Source organism: Salinispora sp. CH2A1_6, from assembly GCF_056820975.1.
The window spans coordinates 110,015-127,752 of sequence record NZ_JBXEDG010000012.1 but is presented as its reverse complement, the minus strand read 5'-3'; the positions used below and the strand labels follow the sequence as shown (position 1 = coordinate 127,752).

The 17,738-nt window shown below is 69.3% G+C and carries 16 protein-coding genes; 11 read left to right on the top strand and 5 right to left on the bottom strand.

The features are described from left to right. Positions 1-93 precede the first annotated feature (93 nt). From AC1UKG_RS16200 to AC1UKG_RS16185, 4 genes are all read left to right on the top strand, one after another. Positions 94-852: a type III pantothenate kinase gene (locus AC1UKG_RS16200; protein ID WP_018745218.1), complete on the top strand. Its 759-nt coding sequence runs from the start codon at positions 94-96 to the stop codon at positions 850-852. A gap of 207 nt (positions 853-1,059) precedes the next feature. Beyond that, on the top strand, positions 1,060-2,568 hold the full coding sequence (gene lysS / locus AC1UKG_RS16195; protein ID WP_018745219.1) for a lysine--tRNA ligase: 1,509 nt from the start codon (positions 1,060-1,062) through the stop codon (positions 2,566-2,568). Between the two features lie 117 nt (positions 2,569-2,685). Next, the gene (locus tag AC1UKG_RS16190; protein ID WP_033660423.1) at positions 2,686-3,036 is read left to right on the top strand and encodes a histone-like nucleoid-structuring protein Lsr2; all 351 of its coding nucleotides are present in this window, start codon (positions 2,686-2,688) and stop codon (positions 3,034-3,036) included. 421 nt (positions 3,037-3,457) lie between these two features. Next, positions 3,458-5,992 carry an ATP-dependent Clp protease ATP-binding subunit gene (locus tag AC1UKG_RS16185; protein ID WP_482642454.1) on the top strand — a complete coding sequence of 845 codons (2,535 nt, stop codon included), beginning with the start codon at positions 3,458-3,460 and terminating at the stop codon, positions 5,990-5,992. 67 nt (positions 5,993-6,059) lie between these two features. Here AC1UKG_RS16185 and AC1UKG_RS16180 read toward each other — a convergent pair whose 3' ends face one another. Beyond that, on the bottom strand, positions 6,060-6,959 hold the full coding sequence (locus tag AC1UKG_RS16180) for an A/G-specific adenine glycosylase (RefSeq protein WP_018746073.1): 900 nt from the start codon (positions 6,957-6,959) through the stop codon (positions 6,060-6,062). Positions 6,960-7,087: 128 nt separating this feature from the next. Between AC1UKG_RS16180 and AC1UKG_RS16175 the strand changes: the two genes are divergently transcribed. The 3 genes from AC1UKG_RS16175 (at position 7,088) to AC1UKG_RS16165 (ending at position 9,071) form a co-directional block, all read left to right on the top strand. Further along, positions 7,088-7,600 carry an ACT domain-containing protein gene (locus tag AC1UKG_RS16175; RefSeq protein ID WP_026271800.1) on the top strand — a complete coding sequence of 171 codons (513 nt, stop codon included), beginning with the start codon at positions 7,088-7,090 and terminating at the stop codon, positions 7,598-7,600. Next, positions 7,597-8,160 carry a peptide deformylase gene (locus tag AC1UKG_RS16170; RefSeq protein ID WP_018746071.1) on the top strand — a complete coding sequence of 188 codons (564 nt, stop codon included), beginning with the start codon at positions 7,597-7,599 and terminating at the stop codon, positions 8,158-8,160. The genes AC1UKG_RS16175 and AC1UKG_RS16170 overlap by 4 nt, the downstream gene beginning before the upstream one ends. Positions 8,161-8,354: 194 nt before the next feature. Continuing rightward, positions 8,355-9,071, top strand: a complete 717-nt coding sequence (locus AC1UKG_RS16165) for a hypothetical protein (protein WP_482642455.1) — start codon at positions 8,355-8,357, stop codon at positions 9,069-9,071. Between the two features lie 106 nt (positions 9,072-9,177). On the opposite strand, the gene disA is transcribed toward AC1UKG_RS16165, so the two are convergent. From disA to AC1UKG_RS16145, 4 genes are all read right to left on the bottom strand, one after another. Next, entirely contained in the window at positions 9,178-10,353 is a 1,176-nt protein-coding gene (gene disA / locus AC1UKG_RS16160; protein WP_018746069.1) for a DNA integrity scanning diadenylate cyclase DisA, read from the bottom strand. A 135-nt stretch (positions 10,354-10,488) separates the two neighbouring features. Then, positions 10,489-11,934: a DNA repair protein RadA gene (radA, locus tag AC1UKG_RS16155; RefSeq protein ID WP_018746068.1), complete on the bottom strand. Its 1,446-nt coding sequence runs from the start codon at positions 11,932-11,934 to the stop codon at positions 10,489-10,491. Between the two features lie 28 nt (positions 11,935-11,962). Beyond that, the gene (locus AC1UKG_RS16150; protein WP_482642456.1) at positions 11,963-12,616 is read right to left on the bottom strand and encodes an LPS-assembly lipoprotein LptE; all 654 of its coding nucleotides are present in this window, start codon (positions 12,614-12,616) and stop codon (positions 11,963-11,965) included. A 137-nt stretch (positions 12,617-12,753) separates the two neighbouring features. Further along, positions 12,754-13,686, bottom strand: coding sequence for a UbiA family prenyltransferase (locus tag AC1UKG_RS16145; protein ID WP_482642457.1), 933 nt, complete (start codon positions 13,684-13,686; stop codon positions 12,754-12,756). Positions 13,687-13,731: 45 nt separating this feature from the next. Here AC1UKG_RS16145 and AC1UKG_RS16140 point away from each other — a divergent pair, with 45 nt between their 5' ends. The 4 genes from AC1UKG_RS16140 to AC1UKG_RS16125 all read left to right on the top strand — a co-directional run bounded on the left by AC1UKG_RS16140 (position 13,732) and on the right by AC1UKG_RS16125 (position 17,690). Next, positions 13,732-14,502, top strand: coding sequence for a methyltransferase domain-containing protein (locus tag AC1UKG_RS16140; protein ID WP_018746065.1), 771 nt, complete (start codon positions 13,732-13,734; stop codon positions 14,500-14,502). After that, the gene (locus tag AC1UKG_RS16135) at positions 14,499-15,662 is read left to right on the top strand and encodes an acyl-CoA dehydrogenase family protein (RefSeq protein ID WP_482642458.1); all 1,164 of its coding nucleotides are present in this window, start codon (positions 14,499-14,501) and stop codon (positions 15,660-15,662) included. The genes AC1UKG_RS16140 and AC1UKG_RS16135 overlap by 4 nt, the downstream gene beginning before the upstream one ends. A 34-nt stretch (positions 15,663-15,696) precedes the next feature. Beyond that, entirely contained in the window at positions 15,697-16,770 is a 1,074-nt protein-coding gene (locus AC1UKG_RS16130) for a 3-oxoacyl-[acyl-carrier-protein] synthase III C-terminal domain-containing protein (RefSeq protein ID WP_018746063.1), read from the top strand. A 434-nt stretch (positions 16,771-17,204) separates the two neighbouring features. Next, entirely contained in the window at positions 17,205-17,690 is a 486-nt protein-coding gene (locus tag AC1UKG_RS16125; protein ID WP_012015454.1) for a CarD family transcriptional regulator, read from the top strand. The last annotated feature ends 48 nt before the right edge of the window (positions 17,691-17,738 follow it).

Genomic DNA, 17,738 nt, shown 5'->3' with positions numbered 1-17,738 from the left:
CGCGGGGTGGGAACCGACGATCGCGCGGCGGGTGAGCCGGGCCCGCCGCGGCGTGGGGTCCGGGCCGCGCTGGCGGTTGTCTAGGCTGTCGGTGTGCTGCTTTGCATCGACATCGGAAACACCAACACCGTGCTGGCGACCTTCGATGGCGACAAGCTGGTGCACTCGTGGCGGATCAACACCGATCCGCGGTCGACCGCGGACGAGTTGGGGTTGATGTTCCGGGGCCTGCTCTCCGGCGCCGACGTGGAGATCAGTGGAGTGGCGGCCTGCTCGACGGTGCCCGCCGCGCTCCGGTCGGTGCGCACGATGCTGGACCGCTACTACGCCCACGTGCCGCACATGATCGTTGAGCCCGGGGTGCGGACCGGGGTGCAACTCGCCATCGACAATCCCAAGGAGGTTGGCGCCGACCGGGTGGTCAACACGCTCGCGACGTACAACCTCTACGGCGGTCCGTCGATCGTCGTCGACTTCGGCACCACCACCAACTTCGACGTGATCAGTGGGCGGGGCGAGTTCCTCGGCGGGGCGTTCGCCCCCGGCATCGAGATTTCCTTCGACGCGCTCGCGGCCCGCGCCGCCCAACTGCGTAAGGTCGAGGCCGCCCGGCCGCGTTCGGTGATCGGTAAGAACACGGTCGAATGTCTGCAGGCCGGCCTCTACTTCGGTTTCGCCGGGCAGGTGGATCGGATCGTGGAGCGGATGGTGGAGGAGCTGGGTGCGGTCAAGGCGGTGATCGCCACCGGGGGGCTGGCCCCGTTGGTGATGCAGGAGTGCCGGACGATCACCCATCATGAGCCGATGATCACTCTGATCGGGCTCCGGATGGTCTACGACCGTAACGTGTGAGCCAGGACCTCCCGAGTACGGTACGACCGGTAGTCAGCGTTGGGTGACTCCGGCTATTGCGGTCGTTATTGGTCGTCTTCGCCCCCCGGACGCTGGTGCGGGCGTGGGTTCGGTCATGGCGGCCGGCTATCCGATGTCCCCCGCGAGAGCCCTTGAGTACGCTCAGGGGCTGACCCCGCCCGAATTCCCTGCCTGAGGAAGCGCGCCGTGATCGAGCAGAACGCCGTACCAGTTGACCCCGCCGACGACCTTCCGGAGCAGATGAAGGTCCGCCGGGAGAAGCGGGACCGGATGCTCGCTGAGGGGATCGAACCGTATCCGCTCGGTTATCCGCGGACCAGCACGCTCGCCGAGATCCGCCAGGGCTACGCCGACCTGCCCACCGACACGGCCACCGGGGACCAGGTGTCGGTCACCGGCCGGGTGATCTTTGTGCGGAACACCGGCAAGCTCTGCTTCGCCACGCTCCGGGACGGCGACGGCACCGAGCTGCAGGCCATGCTCTCCCTGGACCGGGTCGGCGCGCAGCGGCTCGCGGACTGGAAGCAGCTGGTGGACCTCGGTGACCTCGTCGGGGTGACCGGTGAGGTGATCACCAGCCGGCGCGGTGAGCTGTCGGTGCTGGCGCAGGAGTGGGCGGTTACCGCGAAGGCCCTGCGCCCGCTGCCGGTGGCGCACAAGCCGCTCAGTGAGGAGGCCCGGGTCCGGCAGCGCTACGTTGATCTCATCGTTCGTCCGCAGGCCCGGCAGATGGTGCGTACCCGGGCGACCGCGGTCCGGAGCCTGCGGGAGTCCCTGCACGATCGGGGCTTCCTCGAGGTGGAGACCCCGATGCTCCAGCTGCTGCACGGCGGGGCGGCCGCTCGCCCATTCGTGACCCACAGCAATGCCCTCAGCACCGATCTGTATCTACGAATCGCTCCGGAACTATTTCTCAAGCGTGCGCTCGTTGGTGGCGTAGATCATGTCTTCGAGATCAACCGTAACTTCCGCAATGAGGGCGTTGACTCGTCGCACTCGCCGGAGTTCGCGATGCTCGAGGCTTACCAGGCGTATGGCGACTACGACACGATCGGTGAGTTGACCCGTCATCTCATCCAGCGGGCGGCGCTCGCGGTCGGCGGCTCGACGGTGGTGACCCACGCGGACGGTCGTGAGTTTGACCTCGGCGGTGAGTGGCGTTCGGTGACGCTGTTCGGATCTCTTTCCGAAGCACTCGGAGAGGAGGTCACGGTTCGTACGGAGCGGACCCGCCTGGTCGAGTACGCGGACAAGGTGGACTTGGCGGTCGACCCGAAGTGGGGTCCGGGCAAGCTGGCCGAGGAACTGTTCGAGGAGTTGGTCGTCCCGGGTCTGCTGGCGCCCACCTTCGTGCGGGACTATCCCGAGGAGACCAGCCCGTTGGTCCGGGCGCACCGCAGTGAGCCCGGCCTGACCGAGAAGTGGGACCTCTACGTACTCGGCTTCGAGCTGGGCACGGGCTACTCCGAGTTGGTGGATCCGGTGGTTCAGCGGGAACGTCTGGTGGCCCAGGCGCGGCTCGCGGCGCGGGGCGACGACGAGGCGATGCAGCTCGACGAGGACTTTCTCCGGGCCCTGGAGTACGGAATGCCACCGTCTGGTGGTATGGGAATGGGAATCGACCGGCTCCTCATGGCGCTGACCGGCCTGGGAATTCGGGAAACCATCCTCTTCCCGCTGGTCCGACCGGAGTGACGGTCGGGCTACCCGACTCGTAACCGGATCCTATTGACGCGCGGAGCGGCATCCGGGTTATTGTGCTCTTGCGGGATTCGCAGAACCGCTGCACCCTGCTGGAAAGGAATGTGGGACGTGGCCAAGCAGATCATTCATAAGCTGGTCGATGACCTGGATGGCGGGGACGCTGACGAGACCGTCAAGTTCGCCCTCGACGGCGTTCAGTACGAGATCGACCTGTCGAGCGTCAACGCCGAGAAATTGCGGGAGGTATTCGCCGCGTACGTGGCCAACGGCACGAAGGTGGGCCGGGGTGGCGTGGTCGTGGGTGGCCGGGCTGCCCGGGGCCGGGGCGGTGCCACCGCCGATCGTGAGCAGAACAAGGCGATCCGGGCCTGGGCCAAGAAGGCCGGCAAGGAGATTTCCGACCGGGGTCGCATCCCGCAGGAGATCGTGGACGAGTACCACGCTCGCGCCGGCCACTGAGTCGGCATCTGGCGGACGCCGGCCCGGAGTGCAGACTCCGGGCCGGCGTTGCGGTGTCTCGGCCCGGCGGTGGCCGGGGTGGGTGCCGCTACCGCCGGTGGGGCCTGCGGTGCCGTCCTTGGCTGGGGGCGGGTGGGCTGTTTCTGGGCCGGTGGCGGTTTCCGGGGGTGTCGCGGGGTCGATCCGGCGGCGGTCGAATTTCGCTCTGCGCGTAGCAGCGCTGCTACCGGAACACCTGCTGAGCGCGGACGGTTGGGCAAAACAGCGCGTATCCGGCACCGCCGGGGGAGACAGGACCCCAGCGGAGTCGGCCCGCGGCGATAGAGTTAAAAGGCACGGACGCCCATCCCGGGCGTTCACGCAGCGGCCACCGCCACGATCTAGATCATCGAGGCGCACGGTATGTGAGGAGCACGAGGGCATGTTCGAGCGGTTCACCGACCGAGCGCGTCGGGTTGTTGTCCTGGCCCAGGAAGAGGCCCGGATGCTCAACCACAATTACATTGGTACTGAGCACATTCTGCTGGGCCTGATCCACGAGGGTGAGGGTGTGGCGGCGAAGGCGCTGGAGAGTCTGGGGATCTCTCTGGAGGGTGTGCGTCAGCAGGTTGAGGAGATCATCGGGCAGGGTCAGCAGGCGCCGAGTGGTCATATTCCGTTTACCCCGCGGGCTAAGAAGGTGCTGGAGCTGTCGCTGCGGGAGGCGTTGCAGCTTGGGCACAACTACATCGGTACTGAGCACATTCTGCTGGGCTTGATCCGTGAGGGTGAGGGTGTGGCGGCGCAGGTGCTGGTGAAGTTGGGGGCGGACCTGAACCGGGTCCGTCAGCAGGTGATCCAGTTGCTGTCGGGTTATCAGGGTAAGGAGCCGGCGGCGGCGGGGACGGCGCCGGGTGAGGCTGCGCCGTCGACGAGTTTGGTGTTGGATCAGTTTGGTCGCAATCTGACGCAGGCGGCTCGTGAGGGCAAGCTTGATCCGGTTATCGGTCGGGAGAAAGAGATCGAGCGGGTCATGCAGGTGTTGTCCCGGCGGACGAAGAACAATCCGGTGTTGATCGGTGAGCCGGGTGTGGGTAAGACGGCTGTGGTGGAGGGCCTGTCGCAGCGGATCGTCAAGGGTGAGGTGCCTGAGACGCTGAAGGACAAGCAGCTGTACACCCTTGACCTGGGTGCGTTGGTGGCTGGGTCACGGTATCGGGGTGACTTCGAGGAGCGGTTGAAGAAGGTCCTCAAGGAGATCCGTACCCGGGGTGACATCATCTTGTTCATTGATGAGATTCACACGTTGGTGGGTGCGGGTGCCGCGGAGGGTGCGATCGACGCGGCGAGCATTCTGAAGCCGATGCTGGCGCGGGGTGAGTTGCAGACCATCGGTGCGACGACGTTGGATGAGTACCGTAAGCATCTGGAGAAGGACGCGGCGTTGGAGCGTCGGTTCCAGCCGATCCAGGTGGGTGAGCCGTCGTTGCCGCACACGATTGAGATTTTGAAGGGTCTGCGGGACCGTTACGAGGCGCATCACCGGGTGTCGATCACGGATGCGGCTCTGGTGGCGGCGGCGACTCTGGCTGATCGGTATATCTCGGATCGGTTCCTGCCGGACAAGGCGATCGATCTGATTGATGAGGCGGGTGCGCGGATGCGGATCCGGCGGATGACGGCGCCGCCAGACCTGCGGGACTTCGATGAGCGGATCGCGCAGGTGCGTCGGGACAAGGAGTCCGCGATCGACGCGCAGGACTTCGAGCGGGCCGCGCAGCTGCGGGATACCGAGAAGCAGTTGTTGGGTCAGAAGGCGCAGCGGGAGAAGGAGTGGAAGGCCGGTGACCTGGATGTGGTCACCGAGGTTGACGATGAGCAGATCGCTGAGGTGCTCGGTAACTGGACGGGTATCCCGGTCTACAAGTTGACCGAGGAGGAGACCTCTCGGTTGCTGCGGATGGAAGATGAGCTGCACAAGCGGGTCATCGGCCAGGAGGACGCGGTCAAGGCGGTGTCGAAGGCGATCCGTCGTACGCGGGCTGGTCTGAAGGACCCGAAGCGGCCGTCTGGGTCGTTTATTTTCGCCGGCCCGTCCGGGGTTGGTAAGACCGAGTTGTCCAAGGCTCTCGCGGAGTTCCTCTTCGGTAGTGAGGACGCGTTGATCCAGTTGGACATGTCCGAGTTTCATGACCGGTACACGGTGTCTCGGCTCGTCGGTGCGCCTCCTGGCTACGTCGGCTACGACGAGGGTGGGCAGCTGACTGAGAAGGTTCGTCGGCGGCCGTTCAGCGTGGTCCTCTTCGACGAGATCGAGAAGGCCCACCCGGACGTGTTCAACACGCTGCTGCAGATCCTTGAGGACGGGCGGCTCACCGATGGTCAGGGCCGGATCGTGGACTTCAAGAACACGGTCATCATCCTGACGACCAACCTTGGTACCCGTGATGTGGCCAAGGCGGTCTCGTTGGGTTTCCAGGCCTCTGATGACTCCGACTCGAACTATGACCGGATGAAGCAGAAGGTCAACGACGAGCTCAAGCAGCACTTCCGGCCGGAGTTCCTCAACCGGATCGACGACACCATCGTCTTCCACCAGCTGCGTCACCAGGAGATCCTCTCGATCGTCGATATCATGATCGGCCGGATCGAGACCCAGCTGCGTAACAAGGACATGGGGCTGGAACTCACCGACAACGCCAAGCAGTACCTGGCGACGAAGGGCTTCGACCCGGTCCTCGGTGCCCGGCCGCTACGCCGCACGATCCAGCGTGACATCGAGGACAACCTCTCCGAGCGGATCCTGTTCAACGAACTCAACCCCGGCCAGATCGTCATCGTTGACTGCGACGGCGACCCGACCAACATCGATTCCGCCAGCCTCACCTTCCGCGGCACCGACAAACCGGCCGAGCTGCCGGACGCGGTCCCCGCCGACCTCGGCGGCGCCGCGACGGGGGCGGACGACGCGGGATAGGCGCCGGGCAGGTCCAACCGAGTGAGCAACGGCCCGATGGCGATCGCCATCGGGCCGTTGCTCGTGCTCAGGTGCGCAGGAGCGGCGGTCCGTCCCCGGCCAGCCGGAAGTACGCCTCGTTGACCTGCTCCACGAGGCCGTCGTTGACCAGGCCGGCCAACGCCCGAAAACGCTGTGCTTCGTCGTCCCACACCTGGTCCAGGCGGTGCCGGGGCACCGGGGCGGTTGCCTCGCGGAGTACGCCGAGCAGCAGTCCACGGACCTGGCGGTCGGTCCCCGCGTACCGCTGCGGACGTCGGGTGGGGCCGGCCGGCGCCGGCTCCCCGCAGGCCCGCCAGGCGCAGATCGAGGCGACCGGGCAACTCCCGCAACGCGGCGACCGGGCCGTGCAGATCACCGCCCCCAGTTCCATGAAGGCGGCACTGGCCAGCGCGGCGGCGGCCGGTTCCGCCGGCAGTAGCTGCTCGGCGGCGACCAGGTCGGCCGGGCGGGTGGCGGGACCGGCGTCCGGTTCACCCGCGACCGCCCGACAGATCACCCGTCGTACGTTGGTGTCCACGACGGGGTGCCGTTGCCCGTACGCGAACGCGGCCACGGCCCGCGCCGTGTATGTGCCGACTCCCGGTAGGGCAAGCAGCTGTTCCAGCCGGTTCGGCACCTGCCCACCGTGCCGCTCCACCATCGCCACCGCGGCCTCGTGCAGTCGGACCGCCCGCCGCGGGTAGCCGAGCCGTCCCCACATCCGGATCGCCTCCGCTGGCGGCTCTGCCGCCAGGTCGGCCGGGGTGGGCCAGCGGGCCATCCAGTCCGTCCAGGCGGGCAGCACCCGGGCGACCGGGGTCTGCTGGAGCATCACCTCACTGACGAGGATGGCCCAGGCGCCTACCTCGGGGTGCCGCCACGGCAGGTCCCGGGCATGCTGCGTGTACCACCGGCTGACCTGGGTGGTGAAGGTCGGTTCAGTCATCGTCGGTCGATCATGTCACGCCCCGGGAGGCACGCTCCCGCGGCGGCCAGCCCCGCCACCAGTCCCGACGAGTGGTCACCCGGGCAGTACTCGGTGGCGCTCTGGGGCTGGTCGGGGAGAATCCGGGGATGAGTGAGCTTGCCATTACCGTCATCGGCCGGGATCGGCCCGGCATCGTGGCCGATGTCGCCGAGGGACTCGCCCGTCTCGGTGCGAACCTCACCGACAGCACCATGACCCGGCTCCGGGGACATTTCGCGATGACGCTGATCTGTGTGGGCCCGGCCGTCGCCGAGGCCGAGGCCGCGCTGGCGCCGCTCGCCGCCGACGGTCAGCTACTGGCGACGGTACGCGAGGTGGTGCCGGACGGGGAGCAGACGTCGAACGGCGCGCCGTACGTGTTGGCGGTGCATGGTGCCGATCGGATGGGCATCGTCGCTGCCATGACCCGGGTGCTCGCGGAGGCGGGCGGCAACGTCACGGACCTGAGTACCCGACTCGCTGGCGCGCTCTACGTCGTCCTCGCTGAGGTCGAGCTGCCACCGGGTGTGGTCGAGCAGGTGACGGCCCGGTTGGCGGCAACCGCCGCCGACCTCGGGGTGGAGGTAACCCTCCGGCCGGCCGACCCGGACCTGTTGTGAACCGCGAGGAGCGCGCCGGCCTCGGCGACTGGACGCTGGACGTGCTGGGCCCCCCGGGCCAGGTGCGACCGGTCGTGTCTGCCCCGGCCGCGGTGCTCAGCCGGGCCGGCGGTGAGGTGGATCCGACGGCGGAGCAGACGGTACGCCTCGCCGCCGATCTGGTCGCCACGATGCGCGTCGCTCCGGGCTGCGTCGGTCTGGCCGCCCCGCAGATTGGGGTCGGTGCCCGGGTCTTCGCCGTGGATGTCACCGGCCATCCGAAGGCCGGCATCGGGCATGGTGCGTTTGTGCTGTGCAACGCGGTCGTGGTGGAGGCCAGCCGATGGAAGGCTGGACGGGAGGGGTGCATGTCCGTGCCGGATCTGACCGGTGACGTCAAACGTGCCGGTCACCTGGTGGTCGAGGGGGCCCTGCCCGGTACCGGTGCGACGGTTCGGTTGGTCACCAACGCGTTTGAGGCGCGGGCCCTGCAACACGAGATCGACCACTGTGCGGGTCTGCTGTTTTTGGACCGGGTTGCCGGTGCCCACGCGGTGTACCAGCGCAAGGTGTACCTCTGATCGCCGGCCCGGCTGCGGCCACTGGTCTGCTGGAGAAGGTGGCCCGGCCGTGCCGGCGGAGGTCACCTTCCGTTTTTCTGTCTGCACCTTCGGCAACCTGCGTCGTCGTAAGTGGAGAAATGCTTCCGTCGGCTCGGGCTGGGCCGGCGCGTCGCTGTCGGTTGCCGGACGGGACGCCGCTAGGGTAGGACATCATGCGTCTGACGGTCGGCCCCCTGCCCCCCGCCGTTTACTGGCGGCGTCGCGCCGTTGTGCTCGGAGCGGTGTTTCTTTTTCTGGTTGTCATCTTCTACTCCTCGTCAGGCAGCTCGGAAGAGCCCGCCAACAAGAATGCCAGCGGCCAGGAGCAGCCCGCCGGTGACTCCGGAACCGACTCCGACCCACCGAAGGACACTGAGCAGCCGGCCCCGCCGGAGGATTCGGGCGATGCCGGCGGGGAGGAATCGCCCAACTCCGAGTCGTCCGAGGGGGCTGAGGTGGTTGACCCGTCCCCGGCGCCCCCGGCGCCCGACGACGGCACCTGCCGTGATGACGAGATCCGCGTGACCGCTGTCCCCCAGCCGGCGTCGGTGGGCCAGGGCGGTGCCGTTGATCTGCAATTAAAGATCCAAAATAGCTCGGGCCGGACCTGTAGCCGGGATGTCGGCGCGGATCTGCAGGAGCTGTTCCTCAAGGATGGGGCGGCGAAGATCTGGTCCTCCGACAGCTGTGGCATCGGCGAGGGCTCGGATGTCCAGTCGTTCACGCCGGACCTCGAGCGGTCCTATCGGGTCATCTGGAACGGCAACGACGACACCCGCTGTAAGGGTGGGGTCGCCGTCGGCCCCGAAGCGCCGCCCGGCACCTACCAGGTTTTCGCCCGGGTCGGCACAAAGTTGAGCGAGCCCGTGGAGCTCAAGGTCACCGGCTGACGGAGCCGTACCCCGGTCGATCGCATCGCACCTCAGCTGGCCGGCGGGCGGTAACGCCGACCGAGCCGACCGTGCGTCGACTCAGCACTGAACGTGCCACCGGCGGTCAGACGTAGCGTTCCAGGATCGACGCCTCGGCGAGCCGGGAAAGGCCTTCGCGGACGCCCCTTGCCCGGGCGTCTCCAACGCCCTCGACGGCCTGCAGGTCCTCCACGGTCGCGCCGAGTAGTCGCTGAAGGCTGCCGAAGTGCCCCACCAGGCGGTCAACGATCGCTACCGGCAGCCGCGGCACCTTGGCCAGTAGCCGGAACCCACGGGGACTGAGCGCGGCGTCGAGCGCGTCGGCGGCGGCCGGGTAGCCGATTGCTCTACTGACGGCGACCAGGTCGATCAGTTCGGTTGCGGTCAGCAGGTCCAGCTCGACCAGGGCCTCGTCGAGGGTGCGTGACCTGCGGCCGGTGGGCAGGTAGTCCCGGATGACAAGGGTGCGATCGGCGTCCACACCGGCCATCAGTTCGTCGAGTTGCAGCGCGAGGAGCCGGCCGTCGGTGCCCAACTCCACCACGCAACCGGCGATCTCGTCGGCGATCCGACGGACCATCTCGAGCCGTTGGACGACGGCGACCGCGTCCCGAACGGTGACCAGGTCCTCAATCTCCAGGGCGGAGAGGGTGCCGGAGACCTCGTCCAGGCGTAGCTTGTAACGCTCGAGCGTGGCGAGTGCCTGGTTGGCCCGGGAGAGGATGGCGGCCGAATCGTCCAGCACATGCCGCTGGCCGTTGACGTAGAGGCTGATGATCCGCATGGATTGGCTCACCGAGATGACCGGGTAGCCGGTCTGACGGGCAACTCGCTCGGCGGTGCGGTGCCGGGTGCCGGACTCCTCGGTGGGGATCGCGGGATCGGGCATCAGATGCACTGCCGCCCGGACGATCCGGCTGCCGTCGCTGGAGAGCACCACGGCACCATCCATCTTGCACAGCTCGCGGACGCGGGTGGCGGAGAACTCCACGTCGAGTGGGAAGCCGCCGGTGCAGAGGCTCTCGACGACCTTGTCGTAGCCCAGGACGATCAGGGCCCCGGTGCGTCCCCGGAGGATCCGTTCCAGCCCGTCCCGCAGGGCGGTGCCGGGCGCCATCAGGGCCAGGTTGGCGCGCAGCGGGTCACTGGCCGCGCCGCCGGTCACGTGCACGCTGATCGGACGGGCGGGCGAACCCGCGGCACCGGTGCGGGCGTACGGTGTCGCGCCGGCAGGCTTGGTGGTGTCGCGGTCGGTCGGCACGGGGACAGTCTACGGACTGCTCTGCCCTGGGTGCTGCCGCGGTTACTGTGATGTGTCGTGCTGCCCGGATTAACCGATTACACCGTCTTATAGACGGTTTATCAGAACACTTCCCGTACTGATGGGAGCGGAAGGCTACTCCGCGGATGCCCGTGCGACGGCCTGGAGCGCGGCTCGGACATCACTGACTTCGATCACTCGTAGCTGGTCGGCGCGGACGCCGGTGCTCTCCGGACCGCAGCCCGGTGGCACGAGTGCGAGCCGAAAGCCGAGCCGGGCCGCCTCGGCCAGCCGGCGCGGCACCGCCCCCACCCGCCGTACCTCACCGGTGAGTCCGACCTCCCCGATCGCCACCAGGTGCGGCGTGATCGCGAGGTTGAGCCCGCCGGAGGCGACCGCCAGGGCGACCGCCAGGTCGGCGGCGGGCTCGACGACCCGGATGCCGCCGACAGTGGCTGCGAAGACCTCCCGATCGTGCAGGGTCAACCGCTCGGTACGCCGTTGGAGCACCGCTAGGACCATCGCGAGTCGGGCTGAGTCCAGCCCGGAGACCGTCCGTCGGGGCGACCCGGCCACCGTCGCCCCGATCAGCGCCTGTACCTCGGTGACCAGAGCACGTCGCCCCTCCATCGCCACCGTGACACAGGTGCCGGGAACCGGCTCCGCGTAGCGGGTGAGAAAGAGTCCGGACGGATCCGCCAGGCTACTGATGCCGCCCTCGTGCATCTCGAAGCAGCCGACCTCGTCCGCCGCCCCGAACCGGTTCTTCACCCCCCGCACCAATCGCAGCGACGAGTGCTTGTCCCCTTCGAAGTGCAGCACCACGTCAACCAGGTGCTCCAGCACCCGTGGGCCGGCCACCTGGCCGTCCTTGGTGACGTGCCCCACCAGCAGGGTCGCGATGCCCCGCTCCTTGGCGACCGCCACCAGGGCCGCGGTGACCGCGCGGACCTGGGTCACCCCACCGGGCACTCCTTCGGTGCCGGTGGTCGAGATCGTCTGTACCGAGTCCAGCACCAGTAGCCCCGGCTTGACCGCGTCCAGGTGCCCGAGCACCGCGGCCAGGTCACTCTCCGCCGCCAGATAGAGCTGCTCGTGCAGGGTGCCCATCCGTTCGGCGCGTAACCGGACCTGGCTGACCGATTCCTCGCCACTGACCACGAGCGATGGGTTGGCGCCGCCGGCGGCCCACTGCTGCGCCACGTCGAGTAGCAGGGTCGACTTGCCGACCCCCGGCTCACCGGCGAGCAACACCACCGCGCCCGGAACCAGGCCGCCGCCGAGCACCCGGTCGAGCTCACTGACGCCGGTCGGGCGGGCGCGCGCGGGTGCGGCGCTGATGGTGGCGATCGGCCGCGCGGGCTCGGCCGGCATCCGGGAACTGACGACCCGGCCGGAGACGGTCGGGCCGGTCACGGTGCACTCGACGACCGAACCCCATTCGCCGCACTCCGGGCAGCGGCCGACCCACTTCGGTGGCTGGTGGCCGCAGGCGTCGCACTCGTAGGCGGGGCGGGGCTCGCGGGCGGCGCGGGTGCGGCCGCCGGTCGCGCCGGCGCGGGAGGATCGGGAGGTGGTCACACCAGGACGTTAACCGTCGCGTCGGTGATCAGTGCCCGGCGCCACCCGCACCGCCGTGCCCGTCCTCCAACTCCTCGAAGCCGGTGTGGCGCTCGATGATCGGCTCCGGGGGAGCGGCCGGGCTGAGCGGCACCGAGACCGGGGCTGCTGCCCGGATCGTGGTGCCACCGAAGTCGAAGGTCACGAAGATGGCCTCACCGACGTGCAGCGGGCCGTTCAGGCCGATCAGCCGCAGCACCGTTGACGCCTCTGAGTTGAGCTGCACGTAGCTCAGCGGTGGCACCGTGACCTGGGCCCGGTCGCCGACGGGAGACCCGGTCTCGGACGGCGCCGTGGACGAGCCCTGTCCGAGCGGGGCGTGGGGGTCGCTGAGGATGACGTCCTGAGCGCCCTCGGTGGTGACGGTCACCGTGACCTGGTCCGGCGAGTCGTTGTAGAGGACCACGTCCAGGTTCGCCTCGTCGCCGGCCTGGTAGCCGTCCACCCCCGGGTAGGCGATCAGCAGGCTCCGGACGGCGAAGTCGCCGTTCTCGCTCGCGACGTTGACGCCCTGAACCGACGGTACGGTTCCGGCGGTCTCGGCGACCTGGCCGGCGCTGCATCCGGAGAGCAGTAGCCCGCTCGTCGCCAACCCGGCCAGTAGCAGGGCCGACCGGCGGGAACCCCTGATCGAGCGCGTCACGTCGGTCCTCCTCGTCATGATCGGGCCCGGTCGTGCGCCGGACACGGCGGCCATGCCCGTGCAGACCGCGCTCCAGGGTAGTTGGGGCTGATCCAGTTCCGCACGCCGACCCGGGGATGCCACCGCTGTGGGGGTGCTCAGATCAACGGTCCGCTGGTCACGAGCAGGACTACATCGATGAGAGCGATTATCAAGACCGCTCGGAAGGCGGCCACCGACCGGGTCCTGGCGCGGTTGGTGACGCGCTCCAGGCACCAGAGTAGCGGTGGTACCAGGACGGCGGCGGTCACCGTGGCGAGCCCGACTGGCGACGGTGGTCCGGGCGGCCCGAGGACCAGGGTGGCGGTCGCGGCCAGCAGGAGCCCGACAGCGGCCCTCCGGCTGCCGCCCGCACCGAGCCGGTGGGGCAGCCCGCGGACCCCGGTGCGGGCGTCGTCGTCAAGGTCGGGCAGCACGTTCGCGAAGTGCGCGCCCGCCCCGAGCAGTGCCGCGGCGGTGACCAGCCAGATCGGTGGCGTTCCCGCGCCCGGCAGGGCCAGCACGACGAACGCCGGCAACGACCCGAAGGAGACCGTGTAGGGCAGGACCGACAGCGGCGAGGACTTCAACGGCCAGTTGTAGAGCAGCGCGGAGACCAGCCCGACCGTGGCCACGGCCGCGGCGGCCCGGTTCGTCGTCAGCGCGAGCGCCGGGGTGGCGAGCGTGGCCACGGCAGCGGCCAGTGCGGTCGCGCGACGGCCTACCAGACCGGCGGCGACCGGCTTGTCGGGCCGCCCGACCACGGTGTCCCGCTTCGCGTCGAGCGCGTCATTGGTCCACCCGACGGCGAGTTGACTCGCGGCCACGGTGAGCACCACGGCGACCACCCCTGCCGGTGGGGCCCCGACGCCCCAGGCGAGCAGGCCGGCCACCGCGGTGACCGCGGCTGCTGGCTCGGGATGACTCGCCCGGAGCAGGGCGACTACCGGCCGGGTGCGGGTCGCTCCCGAGCCGGCGTCGCCGGCGGTGAGTCCGGCTCGCTCCGGCCGGGTCAGTACCCGCGCGACACGCCGTAGCACTGAGGAGGTCATGAGGGAAGTCTGGTCGTTACCGGGCAGTCGTGCCACGCTCGGTCCATGCCAGACGCGGGCCGCACCCTGCCGCGCAATGATCCGCGCCAGTATGACGACCTGGCCGGAGAGTGGTGGCGGCCGGATGGCGCCTTCGCCATGTTGCACTGGCTGGCGGAGTCCCGGGCGGCGTTGGTTCCTGCGGCGTCGCGTCCCACCGCGCTCCTGGTCGACCTCGGCTGCGGTGCCGGGCTGCTCGCCCCGCACCTCGCCGGCAAGGGCTATCGACACGTGGGGGTCGACCTCACCGGTTCGGCGCTGCGCCAAGCCGCCGGGCATGGCGTGACGGTGGTCCAGGCCGATGCGACCGCCGTGCCGCTCGCCTCCGGCTGTGCCGACGTGGTGGCGGCGGGCGAGCTGTTGGAGCACGTTCCCGACTGGCGAGCGGTGGTGGCCGAGGCCTGCCGGCTACTCCGCCCCGGCGGGTTGCTCGTCCTCGACACGCTCAATGACACTGCGCTGAGTCGCCTGCTCGCCGTCCACATCGGCGAGCGGCTGCCCACGGTCCCGCGGGGAATCCACGACCCACGGTTGTTCGTGGACGCTCGCGCACTGGCCGCCGAGTGTGCCCGGTACGGCGTTGACCTGCGGCTGCGCGGGATTAGACCGCAGCTGACCCGGGTGCTCGGCTGGCTGGCCCGGCGGGCGAGAGGCGTGGGCGGGGTGCCCCCACGCATCGTGCCGACCTGGTCAACGGCGGTGCTCTACCAGGGCTGGGGTCGGCGCGAGCGCGATCAGACGCGGACGGATGTATCCGAGGAGGGGACGGCCCTATGACGCAGGCTGTGCAGGTGGCCCGCCGGTTGGCGCCGCGATTCGCCGCTCGGGCGGCCGACCACGACCGGAACGGCACCTTCCCGGCCGCCGATTTCCACGACCTCCGCGAGGCGGGCCTGTTCGGCCTGATGGTGCCGCTGGAGCTTGGCGGCCTCGGGGCCACCTTCGGGGAGTACGCGGCAGTCGCGACCGAACTGGCCCGGGGAAACGGCGCCACCGCGCTGGTGTTCAACATGCACGCTTCCGTCACTGGTGCGCTGGGCGCGGTGACCGAGGAACTGGCCGAGACGCTTGGCCTGCCGGACGAGGCGTTGGCGGCGCGGGACCGGCTGCTGCGGGCCGCCGCGGATGGCTCCTGGTATGCGGTGGCGATGAGCGAGCGTGGGGCGGGGGCCCGGCTCTCGCGGCTCAGCACCGTCTACGAGCCGGTTGCCGGCGGCTGGCGGATCAAGGGGAGCAAGACTTTCTGCTCCGGTGCCGGCCACGCGGACGGATATCTGGTGGCCGCCCGCAGTGCGGCTGATCCTTCGGTGGTTTCCCAGTTTCTCGTCCCGGCGGGGGAAGGGCTGACCGTGGAGGAGACCTGGGACTCGCTGGGCATGCGGTCCACCTCCTCGCACGACCTGCACCTGGAGGTGACGGCGCCGGCAGACCGGCTGCTCGGCGGGGTCGAGGGACTGGCTCTGGTTGTCGCGCAGTTGATGCCGCACTGGCTGGTTGCGAGCTACGCCGCGGTCTACGTCGGGGTCGCGCGGGCCGCGATCGACGCCGCGGCCGCGCACCTGAACGCCCGTGACCTGGGCGGTCTGCCGGCGGTCCGGGCCCGGCTCGGTCGCGCCGACGCGGCGGTGGCCGCGGCGGACCTGGTGGTGGCGGAGGCGGCCCGGCGGGTGGATGAGGCGCCGGGTGACGCCGAGACGAACCGTTGGGTCTGGCGGGCGAAGCTGTTGGCGGGCACCACCGCGGCCGATGTCGCGGCGTCGGTGCTGGAGGCGGCCGGCACCGCGGCCACTCGGCGGGGGCATCCGTTGGAGCGGCTCTACCGGGATGCGCGTTGCGGTTCGCTGCACCCCGCCACCTCCGACGTCTGCGCGGACTGGCTCGGCATCGCCGTGCTCGGTGGTGACCCGGACCGCGACGGGTCGGCCCCTCGTTGGTGAACGTGCTGGGAGATCAGAACGAAGGGTGGGCGTCATGGCCGTGCCGGTGATCGCGGGGATCGGCACGGCGCATCCGCCGTCGGCCGACCAGGGTGAGCTGTGGGAGGGTTTCTTCGCCCGACACTTCTCCGGAACCACCCGGGCCCTGGCCCAACGGATCTTCGCCAACTCGGGGGTGAATCGCCGACAGGCCGCGGTCAATCCGGTGCTGGAGGATGTCTCCGACTGGTCGACGGAGCGGCGGATGCGGCGCTATCAGGTGGAGGCGCTGCCACTGGGCAAGGAGGCGGTGGGACGGGCGCTTACCGCCGCCGGTCTGGCCGCCGGCGACATCGGGCTCTTCGTGGTGTGTTCCTGCACCGGCTACGCGACCCCGGGGCTGGACATTCTTCTTGCCCGGGACCTCGGCATGGCGCCGGGCACGCAGCGGGTCTTCGTCGGCCACATGGGTTGCTACGCCGCGTTGCCGGGGCTGGGCGTGGCGAGCGACTTCGTGACCGCCCGGGGGCGGCCCGCCCTGCTGCTCTGCGCCGAGCTGACCAGCCTGCACATTCAGCCCTCCACCGCCCGGGTGGACACCCAGCAGATCGTCTCGCACGCGCTCTTCTCCGACGCCGCGGTGGCCGCCGTGGTCGTGCCCGGCGGCCCTGGGTACGGGGTGCGTGAGGTCGCCTCGGTGACCGACACCTCCACCGCCGATCACATGACCTGGGACGTCACCGATGTCGGGTTTCGGATGGGGTTGTCGCCGAAGGTGCCGCAGGTGCTTTCCACGCAGGTACGGGCATTGGTGGACGGCCTGCTCGCCCGACACGGCACGCGCCGGTCGGAGGTGGACGGCTGGGCGGTGCATCCGGGCGGCCCCCGGATCCTCAACGTGGTGGAGCGGGAACTCGCCCTGCCGTCGGCCGCCCTGGCGGCGTCCCGGGAGACGCTGGCCGAGCACGGCAACTGTTCGTCGCCGACGGTGCTGTTGGTCCTGGACCGACTGCACCGCGCGGTCGCGCCGCCGGGACGGGTGGTGATGTTGGCCTTCGGCCCGGGCCTGACCCTGTATGCGGGCCTCCTCGAACGGTCAGCTGGCGAGGCGGGTCAGTCCGGGTCGTAGCCAGTGAGGAGGATCACGGCGGGCGGCGCCATGGACACCAGGAGCGCCAGCGGCGCCGGCACGACCGAACCGGACGGGGCCGGCCGGTTCAGTTCCCGGCGGACCGTTCCATCCAAATGCTTGGATTGGTGGGGAGTCGGTGGCCGGCTCTCGTTCCGCCTGCCGTACCGGGACCGCTCCCGCCAGGCATGGGCGGGTGCCCGTGGTGCGGGCTACCATGAGTCGAGCGCATCGCCTTGGATCCCGGGTTCCGCCACCCAGCCGTAACGGCATATTGCCGTTACGGAGCGTGTTCATTGCTTCGGTCTGGCCGCCTGTCAAGCTGAAGAAATCCCTCTCACAGGGCCCCTGAGCTGCGCCAACAGTCAGGGCAGCGGTGAGACACCGGTGTCTGAGCGTGTTACCCTAGACACAGCGAAAGGGGTTTCGAACCTATGGTTTTCAGTGTCGGCGAGACCGTTGTTTACCCCCACCACGGGGCCGCACTCATCGAGGCAATCGAGACTCGGGTCATCAAGGGCGAGGAGAAGCAGTACCTCGTTCTCAGGGTCGCGCAGGGTGACCTCACGGTCCGGGTTCCCGCGGAGAATGCCGAGATCGTGGGTGTGCGCGAGGTGGTCGGCGAAGAGGGCCTCGGCAAGGTCTTTGATGTTCTCCGGGCTCCGCACACCGAGGAGCCGACCAACTGGTCACGGCGTTACAAGGCGAATCTGGAGAAGTTGGCCTCCGGTAATCCGCTGAAGGTGGCCGAGGTCGTTCGCGACCTGTGGCGTCGGGAGCGGGAGCGGGGGCTCTCCGCAGGCGAGAAGCGCATGCTCGCCAAGGCCCGGGACATTCTCGTTGGTGAGGTCGCATTGGCCGAGAAGAGCACCAAGGACGAGGCGGAGACGCTGCTCGACAAGGTGCTGACCGAAGCCTGATCCGCACCTGATCGTCGTACCCGATCTGCCATGAGGAAATCACCGAGG